The sequence below is a fragment of the Limnohabitans sp. B9-3 genome, assembly GCF_002778325.1.
Lineage (GTDB): Bacteria > Pseudomonadota > Gammaproteobacteria > Burkholderiales > Burkholderiaceae_C > Limnohabitans > Limnohabitans kasalickyi.
Genome location: NZ_NESI01000001.1, coordinates 250,645 through 269,359, shown reverse-complemented (window position 1 = coordinate 269,359; position 18,715 = coordinate 250,645). Strand labels below are relative to the sequence as shown.

Genomic DNA, 18,715 nt, shown 5'->3' with positions numbered 1-18,715 from the left:
TTTGCATGTTGGCGACCCTGGATGGGCCACAATCTGTGGACACTGACTGAAAGGCCGTTGATGATTGAGCACCCCCAAAGCCAGGCTTTGTACAACGAAGTGCACGCCCGCCCCCCCGAGCCGATGCAAAGCCCCTTGGTGATCTCACATGTGGTGATGTGGGTTGACCGTGACAGCGCACAAGCCAGTCGCGCGCATTTGTCGCGTTTGCTTTTAGACCACCACTTGCCCGCGCCTGACGACCACACCAACCATGTGCGTGTGGACTTTGGTGCGTTTCGATTGCGTTGGGAGCTGCACACCGAATTTGTCTCGTGGACCTTCATCCGGCCTGTGAGCGACCCCGCCATGGCCATGGTGCAGCCCATGACCGCCGTCCAAGCCGTTCCACAAGCTTGGCTCGCGCAGCTGCCGGGTGCGTGTTTGGCGCGCTTGCATGTGTGGCTCTTGGCCGCAAGTCGCGTTGACATTCATACCGTATTGCCCCATGTGTTGCACGAGGACACCTTGGTGGCGTCCACTGTGGCTGAGGGGCATGGTGAGGTGTACACCGATTTTCAGTTGCACCCCGATGGTTACTCGCGGGTGTTGTTGATGACGGGTTCACTCTCGCCGCGTCGCCAAGGCCGCTTGGTGCAGCAACTGCTCGAAATTGAGACCTACCGTATGGCTGCCTCTTTGGGCTTGCCAGCGGCCCGCGAAGCGTCGCAGGTGTTGGCCGATGCCGAACGCGAATTGGCGGCCTTGGCACAGGCCATTCGCAGCGCGGCACGCGCTGATGAAGCGGGGTTGTTAGACCGTTTGACCCGTTTGGCAGGCGAGGTGGAGGGGCAATACGCCGCCACCCATTCGCGCTTTTCGGCCACACGGGCCTACTTTGAATTGGTCGATCGCCGTATCCGCGACATCGCTGAGTCGCGCATGCCTGGCATGCAGACCATTGGCGAGTTCATGGAAAGGCGCCTCTCACCGGCACGCAGTACCTGCGATTGGGCGGCGCGCCGCCAAACCGCGCTGTCTGAACGTGTCTCGCGCATGAGCAATTTGTTGCGAACGCGCGTGGACTTTGAGCAACAACTCAGCAGCCAACAACTACTCGCCACAATGAACCAACGCCAAGATCTGCAGCTCAAGCTGCAGTCCACAGTGGAAGGCTTGTCGGTGGCAGCCATCACCTATTACTTCACGGGTTTGGTGAGTTATTTGGCCAAGGGCGCTCAGTTGGTCGGGTGGCCGTTTGCTGCCGACTTGACGGCAGCCTGTGCTTTGCCTTTTGTGGGCCTCTTGGTCTGGTGGTTCATGCGACGTCTGCACAACAAAGTGTTTAAAAAATGAATTTCAATTTCAACAATCCCTACACCTCCACCCGTTTGCCCGTGTTCGCGCGCAACGTGGTATCCACCTCGCACCCTTTGGCCGCGCAAGCGGGTTTGCGCATGCTGTGGCAAGGCGGCAATGCGGTCGACGCCGCCATCGCCGCTGCGGCAGCGTTGACGCTGACCGAGCCCGTGAGCAACGGCTTGGGCTCGGACGCGTTTTGTATTTTGTGGGATGGCAAAGAACTGCATGGCCTCAATGCCTCCGGCCAAGCTCCGCAAACGTGGACGGCCGATTACTTTCACCGCAAATACGGGGACGGCGCCAAGACACCGCCCAAGCGCGGTATGGATTCGGTCACCGTGCCTGGTGCCGTGGGCAGCTGGGTGGCATTGAGCGAGCGCTTTGGCGAGTTGCCTTTTGAAGACCTGATGCAGCCCGCCATCGAAATTGCCGAGCGCGGCTACTTGCTGCCCGTGGTGGTGCAACAAAAGTGGGCCGCTGCCACGCCTGAGCTGCAAAGCCAACCGGGATTTGCAGAAAGCTTTTTGCCTTGGGGGCGTGCGCCTGCCGTGGGCGAGTTGTTCAAGTTCCCGGGCGCAGCGCGGGGTTTGCGTGCGATTGCCAAAACCAAAGGCCAAGCGTTTTACGGCGGCGAGATCGCGCAGGCCATCGAGAAGTTTTCCGCTGAACATGGTGGCAGCATCACGGCGCGTGACTTTGCCAACTACAAAGCGGAGTGGGTCACACCCATTGCGCAAAACTACCGTGGCTACACCTTGCACGAAATTCCGCCCAATGGCCAAGGTATCGCGGCCTTGATCGCGTTGGGCATTTTGGAAAACTTCGACTTGGCCAGCTTGGCTGTGGACGGTGTGGACTCGCAGCATTTGCAAATCGAAGCTATGAAGCTCGCCTTTGCCGACGTGTACCGCTATGTGGCCGAGCCCAGCGCCATGGAAGTCACGCCCGCGCAAATGTTAGACCCCGCTTATTTGAAGGGTCGTGCGCAATTGATCGACCTGCGTAAAGCTCAAGACTTTGGCGCGGGCAATCCCGTCAAGGGCGGCACCATCTACCTCACCACCGCCGACGAAAACGGCATGATGGTGAGCTTCATCCAAAGCAATTACATGGGCTTTGGCTCGGGCTGCGTGGAGCCCACGTTTGGCGTGAGTTTGCAAAACCGGGGTCACGGCTTCAGCTTGGATGCCAAGGGGCTCAACCCTGCCAACTTGGTGGCACCGGGCAAGCGCCCGTTCCACACCATCATTCCCGCCTTCCTCAGCAAAGACGGCCAACCGGTCATGAGCTACGGCGTGATGGGGGCCAACATGCAACCACAAGGCCACATGCAAACCTTGGTGCGCATGCTGGATTACGGTCAAAACCCACAAGCCGCGTGCGACGCACCGCGTTGGCGCTACAACGCGGGCATGGAGATCAACGTCGAAGCCAGCTTGAACGCCGAGACGGCCTCGGGCTTGCAGGCCCGTGGTCACCAAGTGGGCGTCATCAACGACAGCTACCAAGACTTCGGCGCAGGCCAATTCATCTGGCGCGCGGGTGATCCCAAGGTCGAAGGTTATGTGGCTGCCAGCGATGCGCGTCGTGATGGGTTGGTGGCAGGCTTCTGATGCACGTGTCGCGCATCGCCTCTGTTTTGGCGCTGCTGGTGTTGATGGGGTGCCAGGCGTGGTCTCTGCCGTCTGAACGAAGCTCTGTTGCGGCCGCATCATCGGCACCGTTGCAGCCAGAAATCGCCACTGGCTACACGCCCAAAACCGAGGTGGTCAGCCAGCGCTTTGCCGTTGCTGCCGCACATCCCTTGGCCACCCAAGCCGGCTTAGAGATGCTGCAAGCCGGTGGCTCGGCGGTTGATGCGGCCGTGGCTGTGCAAATGGTGTTGGGCTTGGTGGAGCCGCAGTCTAGCGGGATAGGGGGCGGTGCATTTTTGGTTCACGCGGCAGGCGCCAACGTGCAAGTGTTTGATGGCCGCGAAACCGCGCCAGCTGCGGTGACTGAAGATGCTTTGCTCGACGATGCCGGTCGGCCCTTGGCCTTTCACAAGGCTGTGGTGGGCGGGCGCTCTGTGGGCACACCGGGTGTGTTGCACATGCTGGCGCAGGCGCATCGGCAGCATGGCGTTTTGCCGTGGCCGCGATTGTTTGAGCCTGCCATTCGTTTGGCTCGCCAAGGCTTTGCCATCAGCCCACGCCTGCATGAGCAACTCAAGGCCGATGCTTATTTGCGCTTGGACCCCGTGGCCCGTGCTTATTTTTACCAAGCGCAAGCCCCGTTGGATCCTCATCCTGTTGGCTATGTATTGCGAAATCCTGAATTGGCAGATGTCTTGCAGCGCATCGCCACGGAGGGCGTGTCCGCGTTTTATACCGGCGAGGTGGCGCAAGCCATCGTGGACAAAGTGCAGCAGCACCCCAGCAATCCTGGGCGTTTGCAGTTGAGGGATTTGGCGAACTACCAAACCAAATTGCGGGTCCCTTTGTGCTTTGACCTATCCGCAGACCTCACTGGCACTGGCGCAGCTCAAGCCACAGCCACAGCCACAGCCACAGCCACAGTTCAAGCTGGCATCATCAGCCGCCTTTTGCCTAGCGCTGCAGTTCAGTACCGCATCTGCGGCGCGCCGCCTCCAAGTTCGGGCACGCTCGTGATGGCGCAAATCTTGGGCATGTTGCCTCATACCGCCTTGGCGGGACAGTCTTGGTCAGCGAGCGGGCCGGATGTCTCTTGGATTTACGCTTACAACGAGGCCTCGCGCCTGGCCTTTGCCGACCGAGCCCACTACGTGGCCGATCCTGATTTTGTCACCCCACCGGGCGGCGACTGGCAGAGCTTGTTGCAGCCTGATTATTTGAAGTCGCGTGCCCAATTGATCAAGCCCGTGGCCGCTGCGCAAGTGGCCCCCGGCGAGCCCGTGCCCCGTGCTGGGCAAGACTTCTCCTCGATGGTTGAGCAACCCGAAGTGGGCACGTCTCACCTCAGCATCGTGGATGCACAGGGCCGCGCGGTGGCCATGACCACAACCATCGAAGACGCCTTTGGGGCTCGGCAAATGGTGAAAGGCTTTTTGCTCAACAACGAATTGACCGACTTCAGCTTTGTGCCACGCGACGCCCAAGGACGTCTGGTGGCTAACCGTGTGCAGCCCGGCAAGCGCCCGCGTTCTTCGATGTCGCCGACCTTGGTCTTTGACAAATCCACGGGCCAGTTACGCATGAGTTTGGGTAGCCCCGGTGGCCCGATGATCATTCACTTCACCACCAAAACCTTGTTGGGTGTGTTGCAACAAGGCTGGTCGCCCCAAGCGGCGTTAGATAGCCCCAATTTCGGCTCGCTGGGCGGACCCTTGGTGCTGGAGTCTGGGCGATTCAGCGCTAGCGCGGTCGACGCTTTGCGTGCACGCGGCACCGAGGTGCGCACCCAAGCGCTGACCAGCGGCGTGCATGTGGTGATGCGTCAGCAGCGTGATGGCCGCTCGGTGTGGATCGGTGCGGCCGACCCACGGCGCGAAGGTGTGGCTTTGGGCGAATGAGCGCGGTGTCCGACCAGATTGTGTTGCGTCTGTCACCTAAACTCAGTGCCTCTTCATTCACACATTCAAAGGTAAGCGATGGCATTGCTGCATTCATGGGGACGTCAGTTGACGCTCGCCGCCGTTTTGGGCCTGATGGGCTTGGGCGTCCTCAGCCCCGCGTTGGCATTCAGCCCCAACAGCCCGATTGACATGGCGCACATCATTGGCGCCGACTTCAACCGTCGCACGGGTGAGCCCACCGGCGGCCACAGTTTGCTGAAAGGCGATGTGCGCATCGTGCCCGGCAGCGAGTCGGCCCCCGATGCCACCGGCGTGTACCGCGCCCATGTGCAAATGGCCGATCCCAAGAAGCCCGGTCAATGGCTGACCAAAAACGACCGCAACGGTCAGCCCATGCTCAACACCATGTTTCCCAAGGACTGGACGGCTGAGCGCATCACCACCGAGTTAGATGCCGCTTGGAACAGCCCGACCAAAACCCAAAAAGGGGAGAAGTGGAGCGCTTTGACCCCCAGCGGCGTGCGTGTGGAGGGCTACTTGGCCCCACGCGTCACGGCTTACCCCGTTTACAGCAAACGTCAATAACGCGACAGGACGCACCATGCCTTTTCATTTTTTTGACGCCGAACAATTGCCCGTTCCTGGCAGCTCTGCCGCCAGCGTGTTTTATCCCTTTTGCGAATGGACGCCCGACGACCAACCCGATGCAACGGTGGATGAATCGCACCCGATGAACCGCTTCATCTGCAGTTGGCTCGCCAGCGATGTGGATGACCCTGAGCGTTGCCAAGAAATCGTGGAGGCGGTGGCTGATTTAGAAGCAGGTACTTGCCCGCAGTGGTTTGCCGATGGCGATGCGTGGTGTGTGAACCTCACCCCAGAGGGTGTTCAGTTCAATGCCAGCAATATCGGCCCTGAAGACACCGACTGGTGGGACCAACCCGAGGGCCGTTTCAGCTTGGCCGTCGTGAAAGACGCGCTGCTCAAGTGGCAGGCGTTTTTGGGTTAGTCTGCTTGACCGGGCGGCGACCTTCGCGCCGCGCAATCCAAACCGTGGCCATCAAAATCACCAAGGCACCCAGCCAGGTGGATTGACTGGGCACGTCGGCAAACACCAGCCATCCCATGATGGAGGCCCACACCAAGTCGAGAAAACGCAGTGATTGGGTGGCTGAAATATCGGCCATTGCAAAAGCCCGCGTGAGGCAGTAATGGCCCGTGGTGCCCAAAATGCCCGCGACAAAAAAGCCCACCCATTGCCACGCACTGGGGTCTTGCCAGTGCGGCAATGCGAGGGGAAAGCTCAGCAGGGTGACGGTCAAGGCTTGCCACAGCACGATCACGCCCGCGTTTTCATACCGGGTCAGAGCTTTGGTGATCAAGAAGGACGCGGCAAACACCGGCGCCGAAGCCAGCATGACCAAGTGGTACCAGCCGCCTTCGCCTGAGAGTTTGGGCAGTACCACCACCAGCACACCCGCAAAGCCAATCAGCGATGCCACCCATCGGTCGCGGTGCATGGACTCGCCCAAAAACAAACCCGCACCGATCATGATGAAGATCGGTCCGGTGAAGCCGATGGCCGTCATGTCGGCCAGCGGAATGCGTGGCAGGGCGATGAACCACAACATCAGGCCTAAGGTGTGCACGCCGCCGCGCCAGAACTGACCCTTCATGTCTTTGGGCCAATAGGCTTTGAAGCCCGCCCGCCAGACGAAGGGCAGCATGACCAGCAAACCAAAGAGGTAGCGCAGAAACTGGGTTTGGAAGGGGTCCATCTCCAGGGCGATGGCACGGGCGATGGTGTTGAGCAGCGAGAACATCAAGCCGCCTAGGGCCATCCACCACATGCCTTGCCATGCCGCAGGCAGGCGCTGCGCTTTGCGGTGGGTTTGGTGCTTGGCCCACGTCAGGCGTCGCAAGAAAGAAATCTTCATTGCTGACCACTTTAAGTCAGCGGGCTGGCGGGGGCAGTCGCTTGTGTTACGCCAGTGTTTGCAACACATGGCGTTCAAACTGGACGCTCAAGGTGCAGGTGCGTCGTCTGCGGGGGGAACGGCGTCGCGCATCATGGCGTAGCGCGTCATACGCTGGCCTTGGACCAAGCGGATCACACGTTTGAGCGGAATGCCAATATGGGCCAAAGTTTGGCTCGCCAGCATCAGGCTGCCTTCCAGCACCTCGGGGACCACTTCGGCCGCCCCTGCGGCGCGCAGTCGCTCTAAGTCGTGGTCGTCGTGGGTGCGCACAATCACAGGCACTTGCGGCGCGTGCTCAGTGGCCCAGGCCAGCACTTTCAGGGCCGAGGGCGTGTCGGGGTAAGTCACCACCACGGCCGAGGCACGCACCAGACCGGCAGACATCAGGCTGGCCAGACGCGTGGCGTCGCCAAACTCAACGAGGTTGCCTGCGCTGCGACCCGCCTGCACTTTGTCGGGGTCGGAGTCGAGGGCCACGTAAGCGATGCCCTCAGATTTGAACAAGTCCACCAAGCTGTGGCCGCAACGACCATAGCCGCAGACGATGACGTGGTTTTCTGTTTTTAATGTGCGCTGCGCCATGCCCGTGAGCGCGAGGGACTGCATGAGCCAATCGTTGCTGATGAGGCGGTTGACGATGCGGTCGGCATTCATCACCAAAAATGGCGTGGCAATCATCGAGAGCACCATCGAGGCCAAGATAGGGCTCATCCACTCAGCAGGAATCAACGCGTTTTGCGCACTCAAGGACAGCAGCACAAAGCCAAACTCGCCAGCTTGTGCCAAATAGATGGCCGTGCGCAAACTCACACCCGCCGCCGCCCCTTGCAGACGCGCTAAGCCAAATACCAAGCCTGCTTTGAGCAACACCGGCACCACGCTGAGCAGCAGCACCCAGCCCCAGCTGTCGTGAATCACTTCCCAGTCCAACTTCATGCCGATGGTGATGAAGAACAGGCCCAGCAGCACGTCGTGGAAAGGTCGAATGTCGGCTTCCACTTGATGCTTGAAATCGGTTTCGGCAATCAACATGCCGGCCAAGAACGCGCCCATGGCGAGGGATAAGCCGGCCAGTTCGGTCAGCCAAGCCAAGCCCAAGGTCATGAACAAGAGGTTGAGCATGAACAGCTCGTCGCTCTTGCGTCGTGCCACCAAGTTGAGCCATTTGCGCATCACCCGCTGGCCGCCCCAAAGCAGCAAGCCTACCAACACGCTTGCTTTGAGCAGGGCGATGCCCAGCACGCGCCAGAGGTTGTTGTCGGCCATGTCGGCCAAGGCAGGAATCAACACCAGCAGCGGCACCACGGCCAAATCTTGAAACAGCAACACGCCCATCACGCGTTGGCCGTGCGGTGATTCCATCTCGATGCGGTCGGACATGAGTTTGACCACAATCGCCGTGCTCGACATGGCCATGGCACTGCCCAAGGCCAATGCGGTTTGCCAACTGACCTGCCAACTTTGCCCGAACTGTCGAATGGCCAGACCGATCGCGATGTTCAACAACAGCGCACCGATCAGGGTCAACACCACTTGGCCCAGCCCCAAACCAAACACCAGCTTGCGCATGCGCATGAGCTTGGGCAGGTTGAACTCCAAGCCGATGACGAACATCAAAAATACCACGCCAAACTCTGCCAAATGCTCGACCGCTACCGAGTCTTTGGCCAGCGCCAAGGCGTTCGGGCCGATCACCACGCCAGCAAATAAGTAGCCCAACATGGCAGGCAAATGCATCAGTCGGCAACCCACCACGCTGACAACCGCAGCGCATAAATAGAGGAGGGTGAGTTCTAACGATGACATGTTTCCAATGGTACCGAGCGTTTGCGACAAGGCTCTGGATTGCCCTCACATAAACTCCAGATTTACCCTAGACCTTTGCGTCCTTCATGACCTTTTCTTCGCGTCCCGTTTTTTCGGGGTTGTTACTCGCTGCGGCAGGTGCCATCGCCTTCAGTGGCAAGGCCATCATCGTCAAACTGTCTTACCGATATGGTGTCGACGCCGTGACCGTGGTGATGCTGCGCATGTTGATTGCGTTGCCGTTTTTTGTGGGCTTGGGGTTATGGGCGGAGCGCCAAGCGCACGCCAAGGCCAACCCGCTGACGCGGCGCGATGCGGTGAGCATCATGGCGTTGGGGTTTGTGGGTTATTACCTGTCGAGCTTTTTGGATTTTTTGGGGCTGCAATACATCACGGCCAGCTTGGAGCGGCTCATTCTGTATCTCAACCCCACGATGGTGGTGGTGCTCGGTTGGTTGTTTTTCAAGAAACCCATTCAGCCCCTGCGTATGTGGGCCATGGGCTTGAGCTACAGCGGTGTGTTGTTGGTGTTTTCGCATGAGCTCAACGTGGCGGGGACGGATGTGGTTTTGGGTGGTTCGCTGGTGCTGGCCAGTGCGTTGACTTACGCCATCTACTTGATTTACAGCGGCCAATTGGTGCAGCGCATTGGGGCCATGCGTTTGGTGGGCTGGACCACCAGCGTGGCGTGTGTCTGTTGTATTGTTCAGTTTTTGTTGTTGCGGCCTTTGTCGGCCGCCGATGTGCCACAGGAGGTTCTGTGGTTGGCCGCGTTGAATGCGGTGGCTTGTACCGTGGCGCCTGTCCTGATGGTCATGATGGCCATTGAGCGCATTGGTGCGGCCTTGACGGCGCAAACAGGCATGATTGGGCCAATGGCCACCATCGCGCTTGGCGTGTGGGTTTTGGGTGAGCCACTCAACGCATGGATCGGGGTGGGAACCCTGCTGGTGTTGGGTGGTGTGTTTGTTGTTTCAAAGTATGGAGCGAAGTGATGGATTTAGGAATCAAAGGTAAATGGGCATTGGTGGGCGGCGCAAGCAAGGGCCTCGGTTTGGGCTGTGCGCATTCGTTGGCGCGTGAGGGTGCCAACGTGGTCATCGTGGCGCGCGGCGCTGAGGCCTTGGAGGCTGCGGCGGTGGAGCTGCGTAAGTTGGGCACCACGATTCTTGCGGTGGCGGTGGACATCACCACGGTCGAAGGGCGAGAGGCCATTTGGTCGGTCGCGGGTGGCCCCGGTAAAAACTTCGACATCGTGGTGACCAACGCCGGTGGTCCGCCCCCTGGCGACTTCCGTACCTGGGACCGTGACGCGTGGATCAAGGCGGTCGACGCCAATATGCTCACCCCGATTGAGCTCATCAAAGCCACCGTGGACGGTATGGCCGATCGCGGCTTTGGTCGTGTGATCAACATCACGTCCAGCGCAGTGAAGGCACCCATCGACATCTTGGGTCTGTCCAACGGCGCACGCTCGGGCTTGACGGGTTTTGTGGCGGGCGTGGCACGCACGCAAAAACTGGCTTCGAACAACGTCACCATCAACAACCTGTTGCCCGGCGCGTTCGACACCGACCGCTTGAAGGGCACCATGAAGGGCGCGTCTGAGAAAACAGGTCAGTCGATTGAAACCATTGCCGAAGCCCGCAAGAAAACCATTCCTGCATTGCGCTTTGGCAATCCGCAAGAGTTTGGCGACACCTGCGCATTTTTGTGTTCCGCCCAAGCGAGCTACATCACCGGTCAAAACATCTTGACCGACGGTGGTGCTTACTCAGGCACTTACTAAAACCTCAGCCCTCGGGAATTAACCCTCACAACTTAATCCGTCGTGTGGGTTACTTCCGCGAGGACACCACGATGCCGCCAATGATCATCACAAAGGCGGCCGCGTGGTAAATCTGAGGCAACTCACCCAAGGCCAACGCGGACATCGTGGCGGCAAACACGGGGGTGAGGTTGGCAAAGAAGCCAGCGATGTTGGGGCCCACGCGTTGCACGCCCAAGCCCCAGCAGCGGTAGGCCAATAAAGCAGGCCCGACAGCCACGTAGACCAGCGCGGCCACCAGCGGCCATCCCCACACGATGTGCGCGTCGGTGAGGCCTGTGAAGCCCGTCCACTCGGCAGCCGTGAACAAGCCCGACCAACTCAGGCCAAAGGCCATTTGTGCCATCAAAAAATAAGCCCAGTTGCCGCGCACCTCGGTGGGCTCAGTGGTTTGCGCCAACAGCCAGCTGTACCAAGCCCAGCAGGCGGTGGCGATCAACACAAACACATCACCCAGCACCAGCTGTACTTGGGTCAAGGCTTGCCACTGGCCACGGCACAGCACCAACAGCACGCCGGCAATGGACAGCACCGCGCCGAAAATTTGCCGTTTGCGAATGGTTTGTTTGAAAAACAGGGCACCCAATACCAGCATGAACACCGGTGTGCTCGATGCCACCAAGGTCACGTTGATGGGCGTGGAGGTTTGCAAGGCCAAGTACTGCAGGCTGTTGTAGCCGCCCACGCCCAGCAGCCCGAGCAAGGCGTATCGCCGCCAATGCGACCAGAGTGGGCTGCTGGCACGCAAGGCTTGGTTGGCGATGGGCAGTAGCAAGACAAACGCCAATACCCAACGAAAAAAGTTGAGCGTGAGCGGCGGAATCAGCTCGTGAACCAAGCGGCCGACGATGGCGTTGCCGGCCCACAAAAGTGGTGGAATTAACAACAACGCCGCAGTGCGCGGCGTCAAGGCAAGAGGGGCAAAAGACATAGGGTTTGACTCTACCTGAGCCACACGTCGCCAGATAACCCAAGTGACATGTGGGGGACCAAATTCATGGCAGGATTCATCGTCTTGAAAACCAGAATCACCTTTACAAACCTTGGAGCACATCACCATGACCAAAGCAGTCATCATCGAAAAAAACGGCGGCCCTGAAGAACTCAAGCTCGTCGACGTCACAGTCGGTCAACCCGGTCCCGGCGAAATTCGCATCCGCCACAAGGCCGTCGGCTTGAACTTCATTGACGTGTACCAACGCAGTGGTTTGTATGCCTTGCCCATGCCTTTGCGCTTGGGTATGGAGGCCTCGGGCGTGGTGGAAGCCGTGGGTGAGGGGGTGACCCATTTGAAAGTGGGCGACCGCGCTGCTTACGCCAGCCAGCCTCCCGGCAGCTACTGCGAAGAGCGTGTGATGCCCGCCAAGTGCGTGTGCAAATTGCCTGATGCCATCTCGTTCGAGACCGGTGCCGCCATGATGCTCAAGGGCTTGACCGCCCAGTATTTGCTCAAGCGCACCTTGCCTCAAGGCGGCTTGAAAGCGGGTGACTTCATCTTGTTCCATGCCGCTGCCGGTGGCGTGGGCTTGATCGCTTGCCAATGGGCCAAGGCGCTGGGTTACAACTTGATCGGCACCGCAGGCAGCGATGCCAAGTGCCAATTGGCCTTGGCCAACGGCGCCTCACACGCCATCAACTACAACACCGAAGACTTCTTGGCGCGTGTGAAAGAAATCACAGGCGGCAAGGGTGTGAAAGTGGTGTACGACTCGGTGGGCAAAGACACGTGGGACAAGTCGCTCGACTGCTTGGCACCGTTTGGGTTGATGGCGAGCTTTGGCAACGCCTCTGGCGCACCCGCCCCGATCTCCCCCGGCATCTTGGGCCCCAAGGGCTCGATCTACCTCACCCGTCAAACCTTGTTCAGCCACATCACCACGCGTGAGAGCACACAAGAGATGGCCGACGATTTGTTTGAAGCCGTCACCAGCGGCAAGGTGAAGATTCACATCGACCAAACCTATCCCTTGGCCGACATTGCCCAAGCGCACCGTGATTTGGAAGCTCGCAAGACCACGGGCTGCACCATCATCACGTTGTGAACTTGCGTCGGAGCTTGCGCTTCGACCTCGCAACCCTGCGCCACAGGTGATGTGGCGTAGGGTGGATCAGACTAAAAAAGCCTTGCTGAAATTCAGCAAGGCTTTTTCGTTTCTAAGTCAGTTGGATGGCCCGTGTCAGCCTCAGTGACCGCGCCTCACGCGCAAAATTTCATCCAAGATCAAACACGCCGCGCCTACCGTGATGGCACTGTCAGCCACGTTGAACGCTGGGAAGTGGATTCCCGCGTAATGGAAGTCAAGAAAGTCCACCACATAACCGTAAAGCAAGCGGTCGATCACGTTGCCAATGGCCCCGCCTAAAACGCAGCCAATGGCAAAGCCAAACAGCTTTTGGTTGGGGTGCTTCTTGAGCATCCACACCATCACTGTGGCTGCGACCAAGCCTAACCCCGTGAAGAACCAACGTTGCCAACCACCCGCTGAAGCGAGGAACGAGAAGGCTGCGCCCGTGTTGTGGACCCGCACGATGTTGAAGAAGCTGGTGACTGGAAAGCCTTCACCCAAACTGTAGGTGCTGACGATCAACACCTTGGTGAACTGATCGGCGAGCAACACCACCAAGGCCAAACCCAGCCACAGCCAGTAAGACGTGTGGCTGTTGCCTTTGCGAACGAGGGAGGGGCGTGCCATAGGGGCCTTTGAGGTGTGGAGTTCAGGGTGAAGGCGTCAGTGTTGAAGCACCAAGGTTTAAGCGAAGTGACGCACTTCACCGCTGCCATGCAAGTTGCTGTCGCAACGGCCGCACAGGGTGGGGTGAGCGGGGTTAACCGCCACGTTTTCGCCCACATCGTCGCTGTAATGCCAGCAGCGGTCACACTTGGTGGCAACGCTTGCTTTGACTTCAACCGTCAAGCCTTCGCCTTTGACGAGTGCGACCTTGGAGGTGATGAACACAAACTTCAAGTCCTCGCCCAGCGAGGCCAGCGCGTCATAGGTTGCGCCATCGCAGTGGATGACCAACTCGGCTTGCAGCGATGCCCCCACCAAACCTTCGGTGCGTTTATTTTCGATTTCTTTGTTAGCCAACTCGCGCACCTGTTGCACGGTGCGCCACTTGTGCATCAGCTCGGCATTGACTTCGCCGAAGTGGGTGAAAGTCTCCAAGAAGATTGATTCCGACGTACCAAATGTCGTCCACGCCTCTTCAGCCGTGAAGCTGAGGAACGGCGCCATCCAGCGCAGCATGGCCTGGGTGATTTGGTGCAACGCGGTTTGTGCGCTGCGACGAGCGAGTGATTTTGGCGCTGTGGTGTACAAGCGGTCTTTGAGCACGTCCAAATAGAACGCGCCCAAATCTTCTGAACAATACAGCTGTAACTTCGACACCACAGGGTGGAACTCATACGCATCAAAGTGCGCGCGAATGTCGGCTTGCACTTGGGCGGCGCGGGACAGCGCGACCTTGTCGATTTCCAACAAGTCATCAAACGCCACGCCGTCTGTCGCTGGGTCAAAGTCGCTCACGTTGGCGAGCAAGAAACGCAGGGTGTTGCGGATGCGGCGGTACGCGTCGACCACGCGGGCCAAGATTTTGTCGTCGATGTTCAAGTCGCCCGAGTAGTCGGTCGATGCCACCCACAAGCGCACGATTTCAGCGCCCATCTTGTCGCTCACTTCTTGTGGCGCGACCGTGTTGCCCAAGCTCTTGCTCATCTTGCGGCCTTGGCCGTCGGTGGCAAAGCCGTGGGTCAGCAGGCCTTTGTAGGGGGCGCGGTCGTACAAGGCGCAGCCGAGCAACAAGGAGCTGTGGAACCAGCCGCGGTGTTGGTCGTGGCCTTCTAAATACAAATCGGCTTCAGGGGTTGAGTTGTCAGCCGAGGCGTGGAAGGGCGCACGGTGGTTCACGCCAAAGTTATAGGCATCTTTGTGGCTGCCACGCAGCACGTGTTGGAAGGTGGAGCCTGAGTCAAACCACACCTCCAAGATGTCGGTGCTCTTGGTGTAACTGGCTGCGTCGTCGCCGGGCTGGTTGAGGATGTCTTCCACTGTCACGCGGCTCCATGCCTCGATGCCGCCTTTTTCGACGATGTCGGCCGCTTGGTCCATGATGGCCATGGTGCGTGGGTGCAACTCGCCGCTGTCCTTGTGCAAGAAGAACGGCACGGGCACGCCCCAGCTGCGTTGGCGCGAGATGCACCAATCGGGACGGTTGGCAATCATGTCGCGCAAACGTGCGCGGCCGTTTTCTGGGTAGAAGTGCGTTTTATCAATCGCGTTCAACGCCAGTTCACGCAATGAATGCGACGACTTGTCGGTGATGAACTTGCCGGTGGTTTTTTCGGTGGTGCTGTCAAACGCATCCATGCGGATGAACCACTGCGCCGCAGCGCGGTAGATGACGGGCGTTTTATGACGCCAGCAGTGTGGGTAGCTGTGCGTGATGGTTTGTGTGGCCATCAAGCGGTCTGCGTTTTGTAGCGCTTCCAGAATGACGGGCACAGCCTTCCAGATGTGCTGGCCACCGAACAGCGGGAAGTCCGCCGCGTAGGCGCCGTTGCCTTGCACGGGGTTCAAGATGTCGGTGTACTTCATGCCGTTGGCCATGCATGAGTTGAAGTCATCCACGCCGTAGGCAGGCGCGCTGTGCACGATGCCTGTGCCGTCGCCTTCGCCCACGTAGTCGGCCAAGAACACGGGGGCGGTGCGTTGGTAGCCAGCGTCCACGTGTGACAGTGGGTGGTTGAATTCAATCAGGCCCAGCTTGTCGCCCGTGGCTGTGGCAACGACCGTGCCCTCGAGCTTCCAACGCGCCAAACATTTCTCGACCAACGAGGCCGCGCACATCAACAAACCACGCTCGGTGTCGACCAACGCGTAGGTAATGTCTGCCTTCATGTTGAGCGCTTGGTTGGCAGGGATGGTCCACGCGGTGGTGGTCCAGATGACTGCAAAGGCTTCTTTGTCGAGTTTGGGTAAACCAAACGCAGAAGCCAGTTTCTCGGGCTGGGCGCACAAAAAGGCCACGTCCAAGGTGTCGCTCTTTTTGTCGGCGTATTCAATTTCAAACTCAGCGAGTGACGAGCCGCAGTCAAAGCACCAGTAAACGGGCTTCAAGCCACGGTACACAAAGCCGCGTTCCATCACGCGTTTGAAGGCGCGCAGTTGGCCGGCTTCGTTGGCGGGGTCCATGGTGCGGTAGGGGCGCTCCCAGTCACCCAAGACGCCCAAGCGTTTGAAGTCTTCGCGCTGTTGGTCAATTTGCTCGGTGGCGAATGCGCGGCTCTTGGCTTGCATGTCATCGCGGCTGAGTTTGCGGCCGTGCAGTTTTTCGATGGCGTTCTCGATGGGCAAACCGTGGCAGTCCCAACCGGGGATGTATTGCGCGTCAAAGCCAGCGAGTTGCTTGGACTTGACGATCATGTCCTTCAGCACTTTGTTCAGCGCGTGGCCGATGTGCAGCTTGCCGTTGGCGTAGGGCGGGCCGTCGTGCAACACAAACAGCGGTGCGCCTTGGCGGGCCACGCGCAGTTTTTTGTACAACCCTTCTTCGTTCCATTGTTTGGCCCAAGCGGGTTCGCGTTTAGGCAAGTCGCCTCGCATGGGGAACGGGGTGTCCATCATGTTGAGGGTGGCGCGGTAGTCGGTGGATGCGGGAGTGGCTTTGTCGGTCATGGCTGTCTCAGGTCGGAGGCTTAAATCTGGGCGGTGTCTGTGAGATCCGCGTTTAAAGGGCGGCATCTGGGCAGACGAGGAAAAAAAGGCGCGGGGCAATGTGCAGCGGAAGGGGCTGCACGCCCCGTCAAATTCGGGCTGCGAGCCAAGCGCGTGCGTCGTTGCAGTCTTTGTGTATGCCTTGCATCAAGGCGTCCAGACCGTCGTACTTCAGCTCGTCGTGTAATTTGTGCAGCAGTTCCACACGGATGATTTTACCGTAGCCCCCCTCAGCGCCTAGGTGGGCGGGCCAGTCGAGGCAATGGGTTTCAAGCAGCACGCGGCCACCGTTCACATCGGTCGGGTCAAGCGAGGGGCGAATGCCCAAATTGGCCACGCCTGCGAGGGGCTGTTCGGCCAAACCGTGTACCTGCACCACGAAGATGCCGCTGGCGGCGGGCTTCCAGTGGGTGAAGCGCAAGTTGAGTGTGCGGCAGTCCAGCTCGCGGCCCAACTTGCGGCCATGCACCACATGGCCCGAGATGGCGTAGGGGCGACCCAGCAGCTGCGCCACCTCTTGCATGGCGCCACGGCCCATGGCCTCGCGAACGGCAGAACTTGACACACGCAGGCCGCGGACTTCGTAGCTGTTCATACGGGCTACATCGAAGCCTTGCGCGGTGCCTGCCGCATCGAGCATGGCGTAATCGCCCGCGCGTTTAGCCCCAAAGCGGAAGTCGTCCCCCACCAGCACGTATTTCACGCCCAAGCCTTTGACCAACACCTCTTCGATGAAGGCTTGCGGCTGTTGCGAGGCAAAGGCGTGGTTGAACGGCAACACCACACATTGATCAACACCGCAGGCGCTGAGCTCATTGAACTTGTCGCGCAGCGTGGCGATGCGGGCAGGTGCCAAGTCGGGTTGGCTCAGCTTTGAAGCAAAGAAGTCGCGCGGATGCGGCTCAAACGTCATCACACAACTGGGCACGCCACGGTGGCGCGCTTCGCTGTTGAGCAGGGCCAGCATGGCTTGGTGACCACGGTGCACGCCGTCAAAGTTACCGATGGTCAAAGCACAGGCTTTGGCCAATTGCGGGTGATGGAAGCCTCGAAAAATTTGCATGATTTGAGTGTGGGGCGACGAACATGAAACTGTCACCCAATAAAGGTATATTGTCAGCGATAGATGTGCATTCCCAAACGGTCGTTTTTGCAAGCGAATGGAGGTGAGGTGTGAAAGTCTTGAAACTGTCTGCCCAAGGGCTGCCGCAGTCGTGGATATCGCTGGAAGAAGCGGTCCTCCATTACGCGGCCGACGAAGTGCGCTGGGAATCTGGCGGCGAGGTGGCGGTGTTTCATGGCGGCACCAACGCCATCACGGGTGAGCAATCGATCATCACGGTCAACAGCATCATCGGCACCAAAGGCGTGCCCAATATCAACCCGTTTGATTTGAAGTCCGGCCTGAGCAACGACAAGCTCTTCAGCCGTGACCGCAACGTCTGCGCTTATTGTGGTGACCACTTTCACGAATCAGAACTCACCCGCGAACACATTCGTCCCGTCGGCCAAGGCGGCCCCAATGTGTGGATGAACGTGGTGACAGCGTGCAAATCGTGCAACCACCGCAAGGGCAATCGCACCCCTGAGCAAGCGCGCATGCCGTTGTTGTACACGCCTTACGAGCCATCGTTGTGGGAAGACTTCATCTTGCGTAACCGCCGTATCTTGGCGGACCAGATGGAGTTTTTGATGGCGCATGTGCCTAAAAGTTCTCGGCTGATGGCTTAGGTTTTTGCGTTAGCTCCGGCCTGTGGGCTGTTGCTCCGCTTAGAGTGGTATGGCCAGCTTCCTCATGCTGGGGTACCAAAAATCGTCAGCTGGCCATACCACTCTCAGCTGCGAGTTTCTTCACTCGACCTTTGTTAATGGGCTAACAACGCCGCCACGGCCTTCGGATAAATCAAATGCTCCTGCGTCAACACCCGGGCAGCCAGTGTGTCTGCGGTGTCGTCATCCAGCACGGGCACCACGGCTTGGGCCAGTATGTCGCCATGGTCGAGCTGGTCGGTGACGCGGTGCACAGTAGCTCCCGCAAATTTACAGCCGGCTTCGATGGCGCGTGCGTGGGTGTTTAAACCTGTGAAGGCAGGCAACAGTGAGGGGTGGATATTGATGAGCCTACCCTCGTAGTGCGCCACAAAGCCTGGGGTGAGGATGCGCATGAATCCGGCCAGAACCAAAAGGTGGGGCTGGTGTTTGTCGATTTCGGCCATCAGCGCAGCGTCAAAGGCTTCGCGGGGTTGTGGTTCGCCAGCGAAGGCTTTGTGGTCCACCACAACGGTGGCAATGCCGTGTTCTTTGGCAAACACCAAGCCTTCTGTGTCCGCTTTGTTGCTGATGATGGCGCTGACACGGGCGTTGAGGCGTTGGGTCCAGTTTTGCTTTTCTGCGGTGCGCACGATGGCGGCCATGTTGGAGCCAGCGCCAGAAATCAAGATCACGATATTTTTCATGTGGGTAAATTATCAATCAGGGTTTGCCCTCGTTTGTCGTGGTCTGGACAAGAAAA

General features: G+C 59.0%; 16 protein-coding genes. 9 read left to right on the top strand and 7 right to left on the bottom strand.

Annotation, left to right across the window (positions count from 1 at the left end):
- Positions 1-60: 60 nt before the first annotated feature.
- From B9Z42_RS01310 to B9Z42_RS01290, 5 genes are all read left to right on the top strand, one after another.
- A complete protein-coding gene (locus tag B9Z42_RS01310; protein ID WP_100131806.1) occupies positions 61-1,335 on the top strand; it encodes a DUF3422 family protein in 1,275 nt (424 codons plus the stop codon).
- Positions 1,332-2,954 (top strand): gamma-glutamyltransferase family protein, encoded by a 1,623-nt coding sequence (locus tag B9Z42_RS01305; protein WP_100131527.1) that lies wholly within the window; start codon positions 1,332-1,334, stop codon positions 2,952-2,954. The genes B9Z42_RS01310 and B9Z42_RS01305 overlap by 4 nt, the downstream gene beginning before the upstream one ends.
- Positions 2,954-4,873 (top strand): gamma-glutamyltransferase family protein, encoded by a 1,920-nt coding sequence (locus B9Z42_RS01300; protein ID WP_100131526.1) that lies wholly within the window; start codon positions 2,954-2,956, stop codon positions 4,871-4,873. The genes B9Z42_RS01305 and B9Z42_RS01300 overlap by 1 nt, the downstream gene beginning before the upstream one ends.
- 78 nt (positions 4,874-4,951) lie before the next feature.
- Positions 4,952-5,461, top strand: coding sequence for an EndoU domain-containing protein (locus B9Z42_RS01295; protein ID WP_100131525.1), 510 nt, complete (start codon positions 4,952-4,954; stop codon positions 5,459-5,461).
- 16 nt (positions 5,462-5,477) lie between these two features.
- The gene (locus B9Z42_RS01290; RefSeq protein ID WP_100131524.1) at positions 5,478-5,885 is read left to right on the top strand and encodes a hypothetical protein; all 408 of its coding nucleotides are present in this window, start codon (positions 5,478-5,480) and stop codon (positions 5,883-5,885) included.
- Here the strand turns inward: B9Z42_RS01290 and B9Z42_RS01285 are convergent.
- Positions 5,860-6,813: a DMT family transporter gene (locus B9Z42_RS01285; RefSeq protein ID WP_100131523.1), complete on the bottom strand. Its 954-nt coding sequence runs from the start codon at positions 6,811-6,813 to the stop codon at positions 5,860-5,862. The genes B9Z42_RS01290 and B9Z42_RS01285 overlap by 26 nt on opposite strands.
- Positions 6,814-6,900: 87 nt before the next feature.
- On the bottom strand, positions 6,901-8,661 hold the full coding sequence (locus tag B9Z42_RS01280) for a cation:proton antiporter (protein ID WP_100131522.1): 1,761 nt from the start codon (positions 8,659-8,661) through the stop codon (positions 6,901-6,903).
- Positions 8,662-8,747: 86 nt separating this feature from the next.
- Here B9Z42_RS01280 and B9Z42_RS01275 point away from each other — a divergent pair, with 86 nt between their 5' ends.
- Both B9Z42_RS01275 and B9Z42_RS01270 read left to right on the top strand, forming a co-directional pair.
- Positions 8,748-9,656, top strand: a complete 909-nt coding sequence (locus B9Z42_RS01275) for a DMT family transporter (protein ID WP_100131521.1) — start codon at positions 8,748-8,750, stop codon at positions 9,654-9,656.
- Positions 9,656-10,450, top strand: coding sequence for an SDR family oxidoreductase (locus B9Z42_RS01270; protein WP_100131520.1), 795 nt, complete (start codon positions 9,656-9,658; stop codon positions 10,448-10,450). Before B9Z42_RS01275 ends, B9Z42_RS01270 begins: the two co-directional genes overlap by 1 nt.
- 49 nt (positions 10,451-10,499) lie before the next feature.
- On the opposite strand, the gene B9Z42_RS01265 is transcribed toward B9Z42_RS01270, so the two are convergent.
- Positions 10,500-11,420 carry a DMT family transporter gene (locus B9Z42_RS01265; RefSeq protein ID WP_100131805.1) on the bottom strand — a complete coding sequence of 307 codons (921 nt, stop codon included), beginning with the start codon at positions 11,418-11,420 and terminating at the stop codon, positions 10,500-10,502.
- Between the two features lie 127 nt (positions 11,421-11,547).
- Between B9Z42_RS01265 and B9Z42_RS01260 the strand changes: the two genes are divergently transcribed.
- Positions 11,548-12,531 carry a quinone oxidoreductase gene (locus B9Z42_RS01260; protein WP_100131519.1) on the top strand — a complete coding sequence of 328 codons (984 nt, stop codon included), beginning with the start codon at positions 11,548-11,550 and terminating at the stop codon, positions 12,529-12,531.
- Between the two features lie 141 nt (positions 12,532-12,672).
- Here B9Z42_RS01260 and lspA read toward each other — a convergent pair whose 3' ends face one another.
- The 3 genes from lspA to B9Z42_RS01245 form a co-directional block, all read right to left on the bottom strand.
- Positions 12,673-13,182 carry a signal peptidase II gene (gene lspA, locus B9Z42_RS01255; RefSeq protein WP_100131518.1) on the bottom strand — a complete coding sequence of 170 codons (510 nt, stop codon included), beginning with the start codon at positions 13,180-13,182 and terminating at the stop codon, positions 12,673-12,675.
- Between the two features lie 57 nt (positions 13,183-13,239).
- The gene (ileS, locus tag B9Z42_RS01250; RefSeq protein WP_100131517.1) at positions 13,240-16,164 is read right to left on the bottom strand and encodes an isoleucine--tRNA ligase; all 2,925 of its coding nucleotides are present in this window, start codon (positions 16,162-16,164) and stop codon (positions 13,240-13,242) included.
- Positions 16,165-16,291: 127 nt separating this feature from the next.
- Complete coding sequence (locus B9Z42_RS01245; protein WP_100131516.1) at positions 16,292-17,266, bottom strand: bifunctional riboflavin kinase/FAD synthetase; 975 nt, start codon at positions 17,264-17,266, stop codon at positions 16,292-16,294.
- 110 nt (positions 17,267-17,376) lie between these two features.
- Between B9Z42_RS01245 and B9Z42_RS01240 the strand changes: the two genes are divergently transcribed.
- Positions 17,377-17,934, top strand: coding sequence for an HNH endonuclease (locus B9Z42_RS01240; protein ID WP_100131515.1), 558 nt, complete (start codon positions 17,377-17,379; stop codon positions 17,932-17,934).
- A gap of 134 nt (positions 17,935-18,068) precedes the next feature.
- Here B9Z42_RS01240 and purN read toward each other — a convergent pair whose 3' ends face one another.
- Positions 18,069-18,659 (bottom strand): phosphoribosylglycinamide formyltransferase, encoded by a 591-nt coding sequence (gene purN / locus B9Z42_RS01235; protein ID WP_100131514.1) that lies wholly within the window; start codon positions 18,657-18,659, stop codon positions 18,069-18,071.
- Positions 18,660-18,715 lie beyond the last annotated feature (56 nt).